The organism is Janthinobacterium sp. DSP2-3-3 (assembly GCF_049897325.1).
Lineage (GTDB): Bacteria > Pseudomonadota > Gammaproteobacteria > Burkholderiales > Burkholderiaceae_D > Janthinobacterium.
The window spans coordinates 246608-262225 of record NZ_JAFCWA010000009.1; the positions used below are offsets into that span (position 1 = coordinate 246608).

Consider the following 15618-nt stretch of genomic DNA (forward strand, 5'->3'; position numbering starts at 1 on the left):
GTGTCTCCTCCCGTGCCAGATCGTTTCACGGCTATCTGCGTCCGGCACGCGTGCTGACATCGACCCACACGGCGAGGGTGAGGATACTGCCTTTCACGATCATCTGCCAGTAGGTGTCCACGTCCAGCATGGACATGCCGTTATCCAGGCTGGCCATCACCAGCGCGCCGATCAGGGCGCCGTACACCGTGCCCGAGCCGCCGCGCATCGAGGTGCCGCCGATGAAGCAGGCGGCGATGGCATCGAGTTCGCTGAAGGTGCCGGCCGAGGGTGAACCGGCCGCCAGGCGGCCCGTGTTGATCAGGCCCGCCAGCGCGCACATCAAACCCATGATGCCGAAGATCCACAGCTTGACGGCTTTCACGTTAATGCCGGACAGACGCGTCGCTTCCATATTGCTGCCCACGGCGTAGATGCGGCGGCCGAACACGGTCTGGCTGGTGATGTAGCTGAACAGTCCCAGCAAGGCCAGCAGCAAAAGCACGGGCAGCGGGATGCCTTCATAGCCGTTCAGGGTTTGCACGAAGGCATACAACACGGCGCCGATGACGGCCAGGCGCAAGCCGTCGGCCCAGGGCGCCGTTTGCGGCAAGCCATGCTGCGCGCGGCTGGCGCGCGCGCGCCACGTCAAAAAGGCCGCCAGCAGGAACAGGCCGATGCCCAGCGCGATACCGGGCAAGGCGGGCAGGTAGCCCTGTCCCAGGTAAACCAGCGGCTCGGACACGGGCGCGATCGTGATGCCACCCGTGATGCCCAGCAGGATGCCGCGATACGCCAGCATGCCGCCCAGGCCGACGATAAAGGAAGGGATGCCCCGGTACGCCGTCAGGTAGCCATTCAAGAGACCGATCACCAAGCCGCAGCCGAGTACCGCCGCCAGGTTCAGCGCCAGCGGCCAGTGCTGCGTCACATCCAGCACGGCGGCAATGCCGCCCAACAGTCCCAGCAGGGAGCCGATCGACAGGTCGATCTCACCGGCGATAATCACCAGCACCATGCCGCAGGCGAGGATGCCGGTGACGGACATCTGGCGCAGCAGGTTTGACAGGTTGCGCGGCGTGAGGAAACTGCCCTGCGTCTTCCACGAAAAAAAGGCCCAGATCAGCGCCACGGCGATCAGCAGGGCCAGCATCTTGTATTGGGTGAACAGCTGTTTGATACTGTGCGGTTTCATGCTGCGGGTTCCTTGTAGGCGGTAGGGGCGGCGGGCGCCGGGTGCTGGGCCAGCGCCGCCGCCAGCACGGTTTCCTGGCTCAGACCATCGTTGATAAAGTCGCCGCGCAGGCGGCCTTCGCCCATCACCAGCACGCGGTCGGACACGCCCAGCACCTCGGCCAGTTCCGACGAGACCATGATGATGGCCACGCCCCGGTCGGCCAGGGCCAGCATCAATTTATAGATTTCATATTTGGCGCCCACGTCGACGCCGCGCGTGGGCTCGTCGAGGATCAGCACGCGCGGGCGCGTCAGCAGCATCTTGGCCAGCACGGCCTTTTGCTGGTTGCCGCCCGACAGGCTCGTGATGGGCAGCGACGGGCTGGCCGTTTTCAGCTCCAGTTGGGCGATTTCGCCGCGCACGGCCGTCAATTCCGCCTCGCCGTCGATGCGCGTGGCGCGCGCAAATTCCTCCAGCACGGCCAGGGTGATGTTCTGCCCCACGTCGAGATCGGGCACGATGCCGTGATGCTTGCGGTCTTCCGGCACCATGGCCAGGCCCATGGCAATCGCCTTTTGCGGCGAGCCGGTATCGATGCGGCGGCCATCGAGCCACACCTCGGCCTGGCACGGCCCCTGGTAGGCGCCGAACAGGGCCGAGACGAGCTCCGTGCGCCCCGCCCCCACCAGGCCGGCGATGCCGAGGATCTCACCTTTGCGCAGGGTGAATGACACATCGTCGACGCGCTTGCGCTGCGGGTTATCGGCATCGATGCATGTGACATGGCGCGCCTCGAACAGCACCTCGCCGATGGCGTCTTTTTTCGTACGCTGCGGATACAGCTGGTTCATTTCGCGCCCCACCATCTGCGCGATGATGCGTTCCACGTTCATCTGCGCCATCGGCGTGGTGGCGATATGCTTGCCATCGCGGATGACGACGATGGTGTCGCAGATGGCCGCCACTTCATCGAGCTTGTGCGAAATATAGATGCAGGTGACGCCCTTGGCTTTCAGGGCGCGCAAGATATCGAGCAGCACGGCGATTTCCGAGGCCGTCAGCGACGACGACGGTTCGTCGAGGATCAGCAAGCGCGCATTCTTATTGAGCGCCTTGGCGATTTCCACCAGCTGCTGGTGGCCGCCGCCATAGTTCATGACCGGCAGCGCCACGTTCAGTTCGGGAATTTTCAGTTCGCGCAGCAGCTCGTCGGCGCGCTTGTACATGGCCGCGTAATGCATGCGCCCGCCGGGCAGGGTGAGCTCGCGGCCCATGAAGATATTTTCGGCCACGGACAGCTGCGGCACCAGCATCAGTTCCTGGTGGATGATGATGATGCCCGCGTCTTCCGTGTCGCGGATCGATTGCGCGCGCAGGGGTTGGCCACCCCACCGAATTTCGCCATCCCAGGTGCCGTGCGGGTAGACGCCGGACAGCACCTTCATCAGGGTCGACTTGCCGGCGCCATTCTCGCCGCACAAGCCGATGCACTCGCCGGCCCGCACCTGCAGGTCGATGCCGTCAAGCGCGCGGACACCGCCTACGCGGACGTCGCCAAACTGTTTGACGATGCCTTTCATTTCAAGCAGATAGTCGGACATGCTCACTCTCGTTGCGGATACGAAGAAGAATGTCGGCTTAGCGCACAGTGCGCAAGCCGACATCAGCCGGGCGATTAATTACCCAATTGCGCCTTGGTATAGAAGCCGTCGTCGACGAGCATGTTTACATTCGCCTTGGTCAGCGGCGTAGGTTTCAGCAGCACCGTGCTGACTTTTTTCAGGCCGTTGTCATAGCTCGAGTTGTAGGCCGGCTTTTCATTGCGCGCAAGCTGGATGGCCAGCTTGGCCGCCTCCGAAGCGATGGTTTTCAGCGGTTTGTAGACCGTCATCGATTGCGTGCCGGCGATGACGCGTTTCACCGCCGCCAGATCGGCGTCCTGGCCAGAGACCGGCACCTTGCCAGCCAGCTTTTGCGCGGCCAGGGCCTGGATGGCGCCGCCGGCTGTGCCATCGTTCGAGGCGACGATGGCGTCGATCTTGTTGCTATTGGCCGTCAGCGCGTTTTCCACGATGGACAGCGCTTCGGTGGCGCTCCAGTCCTTCACCCACTGCTGGCCGACGATCTTGATGTCGCCCTTGTCGATGAACGGTTTCAGTACCTTCATCTGGCCTTCGCGCAGCATCTTGGCATTGTTGTCAGTCGGCGAGCCACCCAGCAGGTAGTAATTGCCCTTCGGCTGCAGCTTGGTCACGCCTTCGGCCTGCATCTCGCCCACTTTTTCGTTATCGAACGAAATATACGCGTCGATATCGGCGTTCAGGATCAGGCGGTCATACGACAGCACCTTGATGCCAGCCTTTTTCGCTTCCTTGACGGTGTTGTTGAGGACCGTGGCGTTGAACGGCACGATCACCAGCACGTCCACGCCGCGCGAGATCAGGTTTTCGATCTGCGAAATCTGGCGCTGTTCACTGGCGTCGGCCGATTGCACGAACACCTTGGCGCCCTGTTTCTCGGCGGCGGCGATGAAGAAATCGCGGTCGCGCGTCCAGCGTTCCACGCGCAAATCGTCGATGGAAAAGCCGATCTTCGGGTTTTTCGCATCGGCCAGGGCGGCGCTGCTGGTGAATGCCAGCATGGCGGTCATGATGGCTGCACTGATGATCTTGTTCATTAGGTGTCTCCTTGTGGATTTTATTAACAACGTTTTTTCACTACGGGTGTTGCGGCTTCCTACATCAATGGTTATGCCGTGGCAGGGTCTGTCCCACGGCGCGGTACTTCAGCGCCAGCTCCATGCAGGCGCCCGTTTCCAGCTGGCCCACGCTGGCGCGGTAGAGCTCCTGCCACGGCGTGGCGCTGTCGTTGACGGGCGGCGGCAGTTCTTGCGCGCGGCGCGCCAGCTCAGAGGCGTCGACCAGCATGTCGCAGCGGCCCGCGTTCAAGTCCACGCGGATGATGTCGCCCGTGCGCAGCAGCGCCAGGCCGCCACCGACGGCGCTTTCCGGCGAGGCGTTCAGGATCGAGGGACTGTCCGAGGTGCCCGACTGGCGCCCGTCGCCCAGGGTCGGCAAATTCAGGATGCCCGCCTTGAGCAAGGCATCGGGCGGCTGCATGTTGACCACTTCGGCCGAACCGGGCCAGCCGACAGGGCCGGCGCCGCGCATGACCAGCATGCAGCTGTCGTCGATGGCCAATGCCGGGTCGTTGATGCGCGCGTGATAGTCAAACGAGCCGTCAAAAACGATGGCGCGCGCCTCGAACACGCCTACACTGCCAGGCGTGCTCAGGTAACGCTCGCGGAAAGCGGGCGAGATCACGCTGGTCTTCATGATGGCGAAGTCGAACAGGTTGCCCTGCAAGGCCATGAAACCGGCCTTCTCCTTCAGCGGCGAGGCAAACGGGCGGATCATCTCGCGGTCCGCGCTTTCGTGGCCGGCCAGGTTCGCCGCCATGCTCTGGCCCGTGACGGTGGGGCGCTGCGCATGCAACAAACCCGCCTTGAGCAGTTCCCACATCACGGCCGGCACGCCGCCGGCGCGGTGGAAGCGCTCGCCCAGATACTTCCCGGCCGGCTGCATGTTCAAGAGCAGCGGCACGTCGTAGCCGTGCTCCATCCAGTCGCTCGAGTGCAATTCCACTCCCGCATGGCGCGCCATGGCCATCAGGTGCGGCTGGGCATTGGTAGAGCCGCCGATGGCTGCATTGACGATAATCGCGTCCAAAAACGCGTCGCGTGTGAGGATGCTCGAAGGACGCACGTCCTCGAACGCCATGCCGACGATGCGCCGCCCCGTTGCGTAGGCAATCTGGCCCCGTTCGCGGTACGGCGCGGGGATGGCCGAGCAGCCCGTCAGGGACATGCCCAGCGCCTCGGCCAGTGCATTCATGGTCGATGCCGTGCCCATGGTGTTGCAGTGGCCGGCCGACGGCGCCGACGCGGCAGCGATTTGCAGGAATTTGTCGTTGTCGATCAAGCCGGCGGACAGCTGGCGGCGGCCCTCCCAGATGGCCGCGCCCGAACCCACCAGTTCGCCGTCCATCCAGCCATCGAGCATGGGGCCGCCCGACAGCACGATGGCGGGGATATCCACCGTGGCGGCAGCCATCAGCTGCGCCGGCGTGGTCTTGTCGCAGCCCGTGGTCAGCACCACGGCGTCGATCGGGTAACCATGCAGGATTTCCACCAGGCCCAGATACGCCAGGTTGCGGTCCAGCGCGGCCGTGGGACGGCGGCAGTTTTCAAAGATCGGGTGCAAGGGGAATTCCATCGGGATGCCGCCCGCGTCGCGGATGCCATCGCGCACGCGCTGCGCCAATTCCAGGTGGATGCGGTTGCAGGGACTGATATCGCTGCCGCTTTGCGCAATGCCGATGATGGGACGGCCCGAACGCAGCTCCTCGGCCGTAATGCCGTAGTTCATGAAGCGCTCCAGGTACAGCGCCGTCATGTCGATGTGGTCGGGATTGTCGAACCAGTCCTGCGAGCGGAAGCGCCGCGCCTGGCGATTGCTTGGGGTGCTCATGCGCCGTACCAGCCTGCGTCGACGTAGTATTCGCGGCCGGCGCACTTGGCCGCGTTATCGGACGCGAGGAACAGCGCCAGCGCCGCCACGTCTTCCGGTTCCACGCGCGTCTGCAGGCATTGGCCCTGCAGGATCAGGGTTTCCGCTTCCGGCGTATGCCACAGTTTTTCCTGGCGCGGCGTGCGCACGGCGCCGGGAATGATGCAGTTGACGCGGATGCCGTCGACGCCCAGGTCGCGCGCCAGGCCACGGGTCAAGCCCTCGATGCCGGCTTTCGCCGTCATGTAGATCGACAGGTTCGCCTGCGCCAAGTGCCAGGAAATCGACCCCAGGTTGAGAATCACGCCGCTGCCCTTGGCGCGCATGGCAGGCGCCACTGCCTGGGCGCAGAAATACTGGTGCCGCAGGTTGACAGCGATACGCTCGTCCCAGTAGGCCGGTGTGACGTCCTGCAACTGGTGGCGGTCGTCGTTGGCCGCGTTGTTGACGAGGATATCCGTGGCGCCCACGCTGTGCTCAATCTCAGCGAAGTTGGCGGCCAGAGCACCCAGGTCCGTCAGGTCGCAATAGCGGAAGCGTGGAGGATGCGGCAGGCTGGCCAGTTTTTCTTCCAGTGCGCGCGAAGGCCCGCTGGCGATGTCGAGAAAGGTGACCTGGGCGCCCTGGCGTGCGAACGCCTCGACGATGGCTACGCCGATGCCGGTTCCGCCGCCCGTGATGACGACGCGCTTGTTGGCAAGGCTGGGATAGATTGCGTGCTGCATGGTGTCTCTCTTTTCAAAATAATCGGATCAAAGCAAACCGCGTTGGGCCAGGTTCTGGTACAGCGCGCGCACGCCAAACGTCCAAGGAGGAATCACATCGCAGCGCTGCACTTCGTTGACCAGCGCGCCCAGCGCGGCGCTGGCGATGGTGACGCGGTCGCCCAGGTGGTGCGTAAAGCCCCCGCCCTGCGCACTGCGGTCCTTCACGGGCGAGAACATGGTGCCGAGGAACAGCATGAAACCGTCCGGATACTGGTGGTACTGGCCTGCCGTCTGGCGCACCAGGTCGAGCGGGTCGCGGCTGATCTCGCGCATGAAACTGGCACCTTCGAGCACAAAGCCGTCGTCCGCGCCTTCGATCAGCAGCGACACTTCCGCCTGGCGCACGGTATCGAGCGTAAAGCCCTCGTCAAACAGGCGGATGAAGGGGCCGATGGCGCAGGAGCCGTTGTTGTCCTTGGCCTTGCCCAGCAAGAGGGCGCTGCGCCCTTCGATATCGCGCAGGTTGACGTCGTTGCCCAGGGAAGCCCCCAGCACCTCGCCGCGGCTGTTGACGGCCAGGACGATCTCCGGTTCGGGGTTGTTCCAGGCGGACGATGGCAGCAAGCCCACTTGCGCGCCGCATCCCACCGACGACATGGGCTGCGCCTTGGTAAACACTTCGGCATCGGGGCCGATGCCCACTTCCATGTATTGCGACCAGGCGCCGCGCTGCTGCAGTTGCTGTTTCAGCCGCTGCGCCGCCTCCGAGCCGGGTTTCAATGCCGACAAGTCGCCGCCCAGGGTCGATTGCAGGGCGGCGCGCAAGCTCGCCGCGCGCGCCGCGTCGCCGCCCGCCTGTTCCTCGATCACCCGTTCCAGCAGGCTGACGGCGAAGGTCACGCCGCATGCCTTGACGGCCTGCAGGTCGCACGGCGCCAGCAGCAGCGGCTCGCCGACCGGCGCGGCCAGCGCCTGCTCCAGCAGCGCCTGCACGGAGCCGAGCGCGATTCCCGGCGCATGGCGGGCGATATCGAGCGCATCGCTGCATTCGAACAGCTCGGCCACCGTCGCCACTGTCTGCGTGATGTCGACCACTTCGCCGCAGCGCACGGCGATGACGCACGGGCCGTCACGCCAGATGCGGCCGATGAGGAGGGCCTGCGCCAGGTCGGCGGGCAACAGGGAAGCGGGGGAAATCGGCTGCATGGCAAGCTTTCAAAAGGGTATGGCGGGATGGCTGGTCTTCAAGTTCGCACCGATTCTGCGCGCCGACCTGTGTCGTCGCAATTACGAAAATCACCAAATTGGATGATGATTATTGGTATTGCAGCGCACCAAAAGAAGCCGCCGCCGAGCTCCCGTTACCGCCCTGTCCGCAGGCGGGAACGGGCCGCATGGCGCATTGCATCAATCTGCTTATCGATACCGTTTTGGATATCGCCGATGCGAAAAAAGTGATTGGTGGGGGATGGATGGACAAACTAGTATCAGCCGTGGCCTGCAATCGGCCATCCGCACGGAGCCCGCCCACTGGGACGACGGCCCTGGCACATTCAACTATCGAAGACGGTGGAGACCTGAAATGAAAACAACAATGAAAATGCTGACCGCGAGCCTGGCGCTGGCCATCTCCGGCATGGCAGTAATGCCCGTGGCAAGCGCCGCCGACAAGGGCGCCATCGGCATCTCGATGCCGACCAAGTCGTCCATGCGCTGGATCGCCGACGGCGACAACATGGTCAAGGTATTCAAGGAGCGCGGCTACAAGACGGACTTGCAGTTTGCCGACGACGATATCCCGAACCAGCTGGCGCAGGTGGAAAACATGATCACCAAGGGCGCCAAGGTGCTGGTGATCGCCGCCATCGACGGCACCACCTTGTCGAACGTGCTGCAAAAGGCGGCCGACAAGGGCATCAAGGTCATCTCGTATGACCGTCTGATCCGCGGCACGAAAAACATCGATTACTACGCCACCTTTGACAACTTCCAGGTCGGCGTGCTGCAGGCGGGCTATATCGAATCGGCGCTGAAACTCAAGGAAGGCAAGGGTCCGTTCAATATCGAACTGTTCGGCGGCTCGGCCGACGACAACAACGCGCACTTCTTCTACAACGGCGCGCTGTCGGTCCTGAAACCGTACATCGACAGCGGCAAGCTGGTGGTGCGCTCGAAGCAGATGGGCATGGAAAAGGTCGCCACCCTGCGCTGGGACGGCGCCGTGGCGCAGGCGCGCATGGACAACCTGCTCAGCGCCTACTACGGCAATGCGCGTGTCGACGCGGTGCTGTCGCCGTATGACGGCTTGAGCATCGGCATCCTGTCGTCGCTCAAGGGCGTCGGCTACGGCACGTCGAAACAGCCCTTCCCCATCGTGACGGGCCAGGATGCTGAAATCCCGTCGGTGAAATCGATCATCCGCGGCGAACAGGCATCGACCGTGTTCAAGGACACGCGCGAACTGGCCAAGGTGACGGCGAACATGGTCGACGCGATGATGAGCGGCAAGACACCGACCGTCAACGATACCAAGACCTATAACAATGGCGTAAAAGTCGTGCCGTCCTACCTGTTGAAACCGGTCACCGTCGACAAGGCGAACTGGAAGCAGGTGCTCGTCACCGGCAGCGGCTACTACACGGAAGCGCAAGTGAAATAAGCATCGACAGTACTGAAGGCCCGGCGATGCCGGGCCTTACGCTTCATGCACTATCCAGAACAAGACTGCCGCACGACCGATGCCGACCAGCGCGGCCGTGCCAGAGAGGTTATATGACGAACACTATCCTGGAAATGCGCGGGATACGCAAAACATTCCCGGGCGTCGTTGCGCTCGACAATGTCAACCTGCGGGTACGCAGCGGCGAGATCCACGCCATCGTCGGCGAAAACGGCGCCGGCAAATCGACCCTGATGAAAGTGCTGAGCGGCGTCTACGGCCATGGCAGTTATACGGGCGACATCGATTACCTGGGCCAGACGCGGCACTTCCGCGGCATCAAGGACAGCGAAGAAATCGGCATCATCATCATCCACCAGGAACTGGCGCTGGTGCCGCTGCTGTCGATCGCCGAGAACATCTTTCTCGGCAACGAGCAGGCCAGCATGGGCGTCATCGACTGGGAATACGCGCAAACGAAGACGCGCGAACTGCTGCACAAAGTCGGCCTGAAAGAGTCCCCGGACACCCTGATCACCAACCTGGGCGTGGGCAAGCAGCAGCTGATCGAAATCGCCAAGGCGCTGTGCAAGGACGTCAAGCTGCTGATTCTCGACGAACCGACGGCCAGCCTCAACGAAAGCGACAGCGCGGCCCTGCTCGACCTGCTGCTGGACCTGAAACGCCAGGGCATCGCATCGATCCTGATTTCGCACAAGCTCAATGAAATCTCGCGCGTCGCCGACGCCATCACGGTGCTACGCGACGGCAACACGGTCGACAGTTTCGACTGCCGCATCGAAGCCGTCAGCGAAGACCGCATCATCGAAAAAATGGTCGGGCGCGAGATGGCGGACCGCTATCCGCCGCGCACGCCCACCATCGGCGAGACCATTTTCGAAGTGCGCGACTGGAAGGTATTCCATCCTGAGCATGCCGACCGCCCCGTCATCAAAGGCATCAACATGCATGCCAAAAAGGGCGAAATCATCGGCATCGCCGGCTTGATGGGTTCTGGCCGCACGGAACTGGCGATGAGCATTTTTGGGCGCGCCTACGGCCAGCGCATCAGCGGCACCGTACTCAAGAATGGCAAGGAAATCGACATCAGCACCATCGGCAAGGCAATCGCCCACGGCCTCGCGTATGTCACGGAAGACCGCAAGGGCCTGGGCCTGATCCTTGAAGAGGACATCAAGAAAAATACCAGCCTGGCCAACATGGACGCGATCTCGAAGCACATGGTGATCGACGAGCAGCGCGAATTCGGCGTGGCCGAGGAGTTCCGCCGCAAGCTCAAGACACGCTGCTCCAGCGTCGCGCAGAAGGTGGTCAACCTGTCCGGCGGTAACCAGCAGAAAGTAGTGCTGGCGAAGTGGCTGTTTTCGCGCCCCGACATCCTGATCCTCGATGAACCGAGCCGCGGCATCGACGTGGGCGCCAAGTATGAAATCTACAGCATCATCAGCGACCTGGCCGCCGAAGGCAAATGCATCATCATGATTTCCTCGGAAATGCCGGAGTTACTGGGCATGTGCGACCGGATCTATGTCATGAACGAAGGCCGCTTCGCGGCAGAACTTAACGCAGCAGAAGCATCGCAAGAGCGAATCATGCGCGCGATCGTCACACACGGAGAAAACAATGGACAATAAACTGACAGCGGGCGCGCCAGCAACGCCAGCGGCAGCGCCGGAAGCGAAAAGCTACGCCGGCTTTTTGAAAAACAATATGCGCGACTACGGCATGCTGCTCTCCCTGATCGTCATCATGGGATTTTTCCAGTACATGACCGACGGCACCCTGATGCAGCCGCTCAACCTGACCAACCTGGTGCTGCAGAACAGCTACATCGTCATCATGGCGCTGGGCATGCTGATGGTGATCGTAGCCGGCCATATCGATTTATCCGTCGGCTCAGTGGTCGGCTTCGTCGGCGCGCTGGCGGCCGTCCTGATCGTCAACTACCACATGAATTTTGTCGCCGCCAGCATCATCTGCCTGATCGCCGGCGCCGTCATCGGCGGCGCGCAAGGCTACTTTGTCGCCTTCTTTAAAATCCCGTCCTTCATCGTCACCCTGGCCGGCATGCTGGTGTTCAAGGGCCTGACCCTGGCGCTGCTGGCAGGCCAGTCGGTCGGCCCCTTCCCGGAAGGCTTCCAGATGCTCAGCTCAGGCTTCCTGCCCGACCCGTTCGGCGGCGAAAACCTGCGCGGCCTGTCACTGCTGCTGGGCGTGATCGCCGCCGCGGCGCTGATCATCACCTCGCTGCGCAGCCGCGCCAAGCAACTGAAGCACGGCATGGAAAACGAGCCGCGTGCCTTCTTCCTGCTGAAAAACGCGATCTTCGCCGCCGTGATGGTGTACTTCAGCTACCTGCTGTCGTCATACCGCGGCTTCCCGAACGTGCTGGCAGTGATGTCGATCCTGATCGTCGCCTACACCTTTGTCACCAACCGCACCGTGCTGGGCCGTCGCGTCTACGCAGTCGGCGGCAATGAAAAAGCGGCGCGCCTGTCCGGCATCAAAACGGAACGCGTCAGCTTCTACACCTTCGTCAACATGGGCATGCTGGCCGCACTGGCCGGCCTGATCTTCGCGGCGCGCCTGAACACGGCCACGCCGAAGGCTGGCACGGGTTTCGAACTGGACGTGATCGCCGCCTGCTTCATCGGCGGCGCCTCGGCCTCGGGCGGCGTGGGCAAGGTGATGGGAGCAGTGATCGGCGCCTTCATCATGGGCGTCATGAACAACGGTATGTCCATCATGGGCATCGGCATCGACTACCAGCAAGTGATCAAGGGCCTGGTGCTGCTGGCCGCCGTCTTCATCGACGTGATCAACAAGAACAAGTAGACCGGTTCGAGCCTTAGGGGGCTCTGGCCGGCGCTCGCGCCGGCCTTTTTTATTTATATTCTCATGTGATGGCCAGACGCGCCGCCCGATCCCCCCACCACGCCGCTTCTTCAAATACGGAAAAGCCGGACAAATCGGCATGCGCGAACAGAATGGCGCCGTCATGTTCGCGCAGCGCCTTCAACCCCGCATTGCTGCGAAAACCGGGCAGCGGCGCGGCCATGGCGTGGCCGCGCACGGTGATGTCGACCCGCTCGACGCAGCTTGCAAAGTCGCGTCCATACGCCGTTTTCAAGTCGATGCTGGCCAGCGCCAGCAGCTCCTCAGGCGTGGCCGTATCGAGCCACTTGCGGGCTTCCTGGGGCGTGCGGTCGGACAGCGCCACGTAGGCGCTGAAGACGGTTTTCTCGGGCGGGCGCACGCGGATGTCCTGGTGCGTGGAAACGACATAGCCGAGGCCCGGCTCCTGGTACACCACGTTGTCCCAGCACAGGGGCGCATGCGGCAGTTCATCGGGAAAGCGCTTGAGCAGGAAGTTGGCCACCATCCACGGCGCATACGCGGGCGTATCGCGTTTCACGTCAAAGCCATAGTCGGCGATATTCTTCACCACGCGCGCCGCCACATACAGCGGCATGGCGCAGATGGCCTTGCGCGAGCGCACCAGATAAGTGCGCGGCTGGCCATCGACCAGTTCCAGGCACAGCGCTTCCACGCCATTTGCCGTGGTGGTGAGCGAGACCACCGTGCCGGAATGGCGCTGCACTTTTGACGCCTGCTCCATGGCCGTGGCCACGGGCTGCATGCCGCCCGGCCAGGTCAGCCAGGCGCCATTGCCCGCATTCGCTGCCTGTCCCCAGCGGCTGCAGTAGTAATGCAAGCCGGCCCAAGCTGAAACCTGGTCGTAGCGCGTGCCGTAATCGTCGCGGCAGCAGTAATTCAGGTACCAGTGCAGGGTGGGCGAGGTATAGCCTTCGCGCTCCATCCACTGCTTCAAGGTGATGGCGTCGAGCGCCTGCCAAACCGGGTCTTGCGACGATTCCACGGTAGGGAAGACAAACACGCGCTTGCCATCGTTGCCATGCGCCTGGCGCAGCCGCCGCACCTCGGCAAAGAAGCGCTCATGCTGCGCCAGTTCCTCGGGCGGCACGCCTTCGGTGGGAATGAAGCCATCCTGCCACTGGCCTTTGAACAGCAGGCGTTCTTCGGGCGCATGCAGGATGTAGCGCTCGTCGTAAGTCGGCTTTTCCGCCTGCGGATCGCGCTGGATAATCCCCAGGTCGAACAGAATTTCGCGCACATGCGTCGATTCGGGCGAAGGCAGCGGCAGGTAATGACCACCGGTCGGGTAAGCCAGCTCGCCGAAATGGCCGCCGGCCGCGTTGCCATACGGCTGGGGACCGTCGATCATCAGGAAATCCTGATGCCCCAGCTTGTTCAGGCGCCATGCCGCCGTCAGGCCGGCGATGCCGGAGCCGAGGATGGCCACGTCGGTACTCAAAGTGCGTGAAGGCGCCGGCAGCGCCTTGCGCTCGCGCAGCAGATTGCGCAAATAATGCCCCTCGCTGCGGCCCGGGTACAGCACCTTGGGTGTGATTTCCTGCCAATGCAGATACGCGGCGATGCTGCCGATGCCAGCGGCTGCAGCGGCCGTACCGGCGGCGGCCCACAGCATGAAGGAACGGCGCTGCATCAGCGGATCACCCGGTTCCAGTCCTGCTCGAATTCATGCACGAGCGACTGGGTGTTGAGGCGATTCGGCGCCATCGGCAACGGCTGCATGTCGGGCGGGAAGATAAACATCTCGCGTGTGGTGTCCGCATTCAGGTAGCGCATGGGCAGGCGATAGCTGGTGGGCGGTTTGTAGTCGAGCTGGGGCGAAGCCAGAATAAAACCCCATTCGCCGAACGAGGGCACATAGGCGTGGTAAGGCCAGGTGCGCATGCCCACTTCGCGCAGGGTCGAATTGATGGTCCAGTAGGCATGCGGGGCAAAGAAGGGCGACGTCGATTGCACTACCATCAAGCCCTTGGCGGCAAGGTGCTTTTTCACCAGGTCGTAGAAGGGCACGGAATACAGTTTTCCGAGCGCGAAGCTGGACGGATCGGGAAAGTCGACGATGGCCGCATCGAACATGTCGCCGTTATTGCGCAACCAGACGGCGGCATCGGCATTGACGACGGTAACGCGCTTATCCGAGAACGCGCTGTTATTTAATTTTGCCAGTTCCGGGCGCGTGGTAAACGCGGCCGTCATGGCGGGGTCAAGGTCGACCACGGTGACGTGTTCAATCTGTGGATAACGCAGGATTTCGCGCAGCGCCAGGCCATCGCCGCCGCCCAGCACCAGCACGCGGCGCGCCCACGGCAAGGCTTCCAGCACGGGGTGCACCAGCGCCTCGTGGTAACGGTACTCGTCACGCGAAGAAAACTGCAGGTTGCCGTTGATGTACAAACGCGTATCGTCCTTCCAGCGCGTGATCACCAGGCGCTGGTAGGGCGTGGTGGTGGAATACACGATCTGGTCGCCGAACAGGCCGTGTTCGCCCCAGGCCACCATGCGGTCCGACAGGGCAAAGCCGGCGATCAGCACCAGCATCACGGCGCAGGCGCGCAAGAAGCGCCCTGTGAGGTTCTTCAGCTCCGCGCGGAACACCCAGATTGTCCACAGGCCCACCCCCACGTTGAGCATGCCGAACAAGAAGCCCGTGCGCACCAGTCCCAGATACGGCGATAGCACCAGCGGGAACAGCAACGAGACGGCCAGCGCGCCCAGGTAATCGAAGGTCAGCACGCGGCTGACCAGTTCAGAAAATTCCGTCTGGCGCGAGTTCAGGGCGCGCATCACCAGCGGCACTTCCATGCCGACCAGTGCGCCGATCAGGAACACCATCACATACAATAAGGTGCGAAATGGCGCGGCCATCCATGAAAACGTCATGAACAGGATGGCGGCCGACAGGCCGCCGATCAGGCCCACCGCCAGTTCGATGTCGACGAAGCGCGAGAGCACGTCGTCGTCCTGTACATACTTTGAAAAGTGGGCACCCACACCCATCGCAAACAGGTAGCAGCCGATGATGGTGGAAAACTGCAGAATGGAGTCGCCGAGCAGGTAGCTGGACATGGCGCCGGCGATCAGCTCATACGCGAGGCCGCAGGAGGCGACCACGAAGACGGACAAGATCAGAATTTTTTTGTTCATTGGACTTTTTTTGTTCTAATATGCGTTGACGTTATCAAATACTCACTGCGAGGAAAGCCGTGCCCGCCATCCTAAACTATCTGATCCATCTTTTACTGGCCGCCGGGCTGCTGATTGTATTTTTTATCACCTATACGCGCGTCACGCCGTATAACGAAGTGCTGCTGATCCGCCAGGGCAACCAGGCGGCGGCCCTGTCGCTGGGCGGCTCCCTGCTGGGCTTTTCCGCCACCATCGCCTCCTCGCTGATGCATACGGCCGACTACCAGCAATTCTTCGCCTGGGCCTTCGGCGCCATGGTGGTGCAACTGCTGGCGTACGTAGTCACCACGCGCCTGCTGCGCATGTCGAAGGACCAGATCGAATCGAACAACAGCGCCTTCGGCGGCCTGCTGGCCGCCATTTCCCTGTCAATCGGCGCCATCAACGCCGCCTGCATTTCCTGACACCGCTTTACCTTTTTCAAGG

At 62.6% G+C, this 15618-nt stretch carries 12 protein-coding genes; 4 read left to right on the forward strand and 8 right to left on the reverse strand.

All coding sequences use genetic code 11. The features are described 5' to 3' along the window. Positions 1 to 31: 31 nt before the first annotated feature. The 6 genes from ACP7DE_RS19325 to ACP7DE_RS19350 form a co-directional block, all read right to left on the reverse strand. Positions 32 to 1174 carry a sugar ABC transporter permease gene (locus tag ACP7DE_RS19325; RefSeq protein ID WP_426073589.1) on the reverse strand — a complete coding sequence of 381 codons (1143 nt, stop codon included), beginning with the start codon at positions 1172 to 1174 and terminating at the stop codon, positions 32 to 34. Then, positions 1171 to 2757, reverse strand: a complete 1587-nt coding sequence (gene xylG / locus ACP7DE_RS19330; protein ID WP_426073590.1) for a D-xylose ABC transporter ATP-binding protein — start codon at positions 2755 to 2757, stop codon at positions 1171 to 1173. Before xylG ends, ACP7DE_RS19325 begins: the two co-directional genes overlap by 4 nt. Positions 2758 to 2831: 74 nt before the next feature. Beyond that, positions 2832 to 3806 carry a D-xylose ABC transporter substrate-binding protein gene (xylF, locus tag ACP7DE_RS19335; RefSeq protein WP_426073628.1) on the reverse strand — a complete coding sequence of 325 codons (975 nt, stop codon included), beginning with the start codon at positions 3804 to 3806 and terminating at the stop codon, positions 2832 to 2834. 91 nt (positions 3807 to 3897) lie between these two features. Then, positions 3898 to 5685: an IlvD/Edd family dehydratase gene (locus ACP7DE_RS19340; RefSeq protein WP_426073591.1), complete on the reverse strand. Its 1788-nt coding sequence runs from the start codon at positions 5683 to 5685 to the stop codon at positions 3898 to 3900. Continuing rightward, complete coding sequence (locus ACP7DE_RS19345) at positions 5682 to 6449, reverse strand: SDR family NAD(P)-dependent oxidoreductase (RefSeq protein WP_426073592.1); 768 nt, start codon at positions 6447 to 6449, stop codon at positions 5682 to 5684. The genes ACP7DE_RS19340 and ACP7DE_RS19345 overlap by 4 nt, the downstream gene beginning before the upstream one ends. A gap of 27 nt (positions 6450 to 6476) precedes the next feature. Next, entirely contained in the window at positions 6477 to 7637 is a 1161-nt protein-coding gene (locus ACP7DE_RS19350; RefSeq protein ID WP_426073593.1) for a fumarylacetoacetate hydrolase family protein, read from the reverse strand. Between the two features lie 430 nt (positions 7638 to 8067). Here ACP7DE_RS19350 and chvE point away from each other — a divergent pair, with 430 nt between their 5' ends. The 3 genes from chvE to mmsB all read left to right on the forward strand — a co-directional run bounded on the left by chvE (position 8068) and on the right by mmsB (position 11946). Continuing rightward, positions 8068 to 9090 (forward strand): multiple monosaccharide ABC transporter substrate-binding protein, encoded by a 1023-nt coding sequence (gene chvE / locus ACP7DE_RS19355; protein WP_426073629.1) that lies wholly within the window; start codon positions 8068 to 8070, stop codon positions 9088 to 9090. Between the two features lie 113 nt (positions 9091 to 9203). After that, positions 9204 to 10745 carry a multiple monosaccharide ABC transporter ATP-binding protein gene (mmsA, locus tag ACP7DE_RS19360; protein ID WP_426073594.1) on the forward strand — a complete coding sequence of 514 codons (1542 nt, stop codon included), beginning with the start codon at positions 9204 to 9206 and terminating at the stop codon, positions 10743 to 10745. Next, a complete protein-coding gene (mmsB, locus tag ACP7DE_RS19365; RefSeq protein WP_426073596.1) occupies positions 10735 to 11946 on the forward strand; it encodes a multiple monosaccharide ABC transporter permease in 1212 nt (403 codons plus the stop codon). Before mmsA ends, mmsB begins: the two co-directional genes overlap by 11 nt. Before the next feature lie 61 nt (positions 11947 to 12007). Here the strand turns inward: mmsB and ACP7DE_RS19370 are convergent, their stop codons facing one another. Continuing rightward, positions 12008 to 13639, reverse strand: coding sequence for an NAD(P)-binding protein (locus ACP7DE_RS19370; protein ID WP_426073597.1), 1632 nt, complete (start codon positions 13637 to 13639; stop codon positions 12008 to 12010). Further along, positions 13639 to 15150 (reverse strand): polyamine aminopropyltransferase, encoded by a 1512-nt coding sequence (locus tag ACP7DE_RS19375; protein ID WP_426073598.1) that lies wholly within the window; start codon positions 15148 to 15150, stop codon positions 13639 to 13641. Before ACP7DE_RS19375 ends, ACP7DE_RS19370 begins: the two co-directional genes overlap by 1 nt. 59 nt (positions 15151 to 15209) lie before the next feature. Between ACP7DE_RS19375 and ACP7DE_RS19380 the strand changes: the two genes are divergently transcribed. Next, positions 15210 to 15596, forward strand: a complete 387-nt coding sequence (locus ACP7DE_RS19380) for a DUF350 domain-containing protein (RefSeq protein WP_426073599.1) — start codon at positions 15210 to 15212, stop codon at positions 15594 to 15596. Positions 15597 to 15618: the final 22 nt, after the last annotated feature.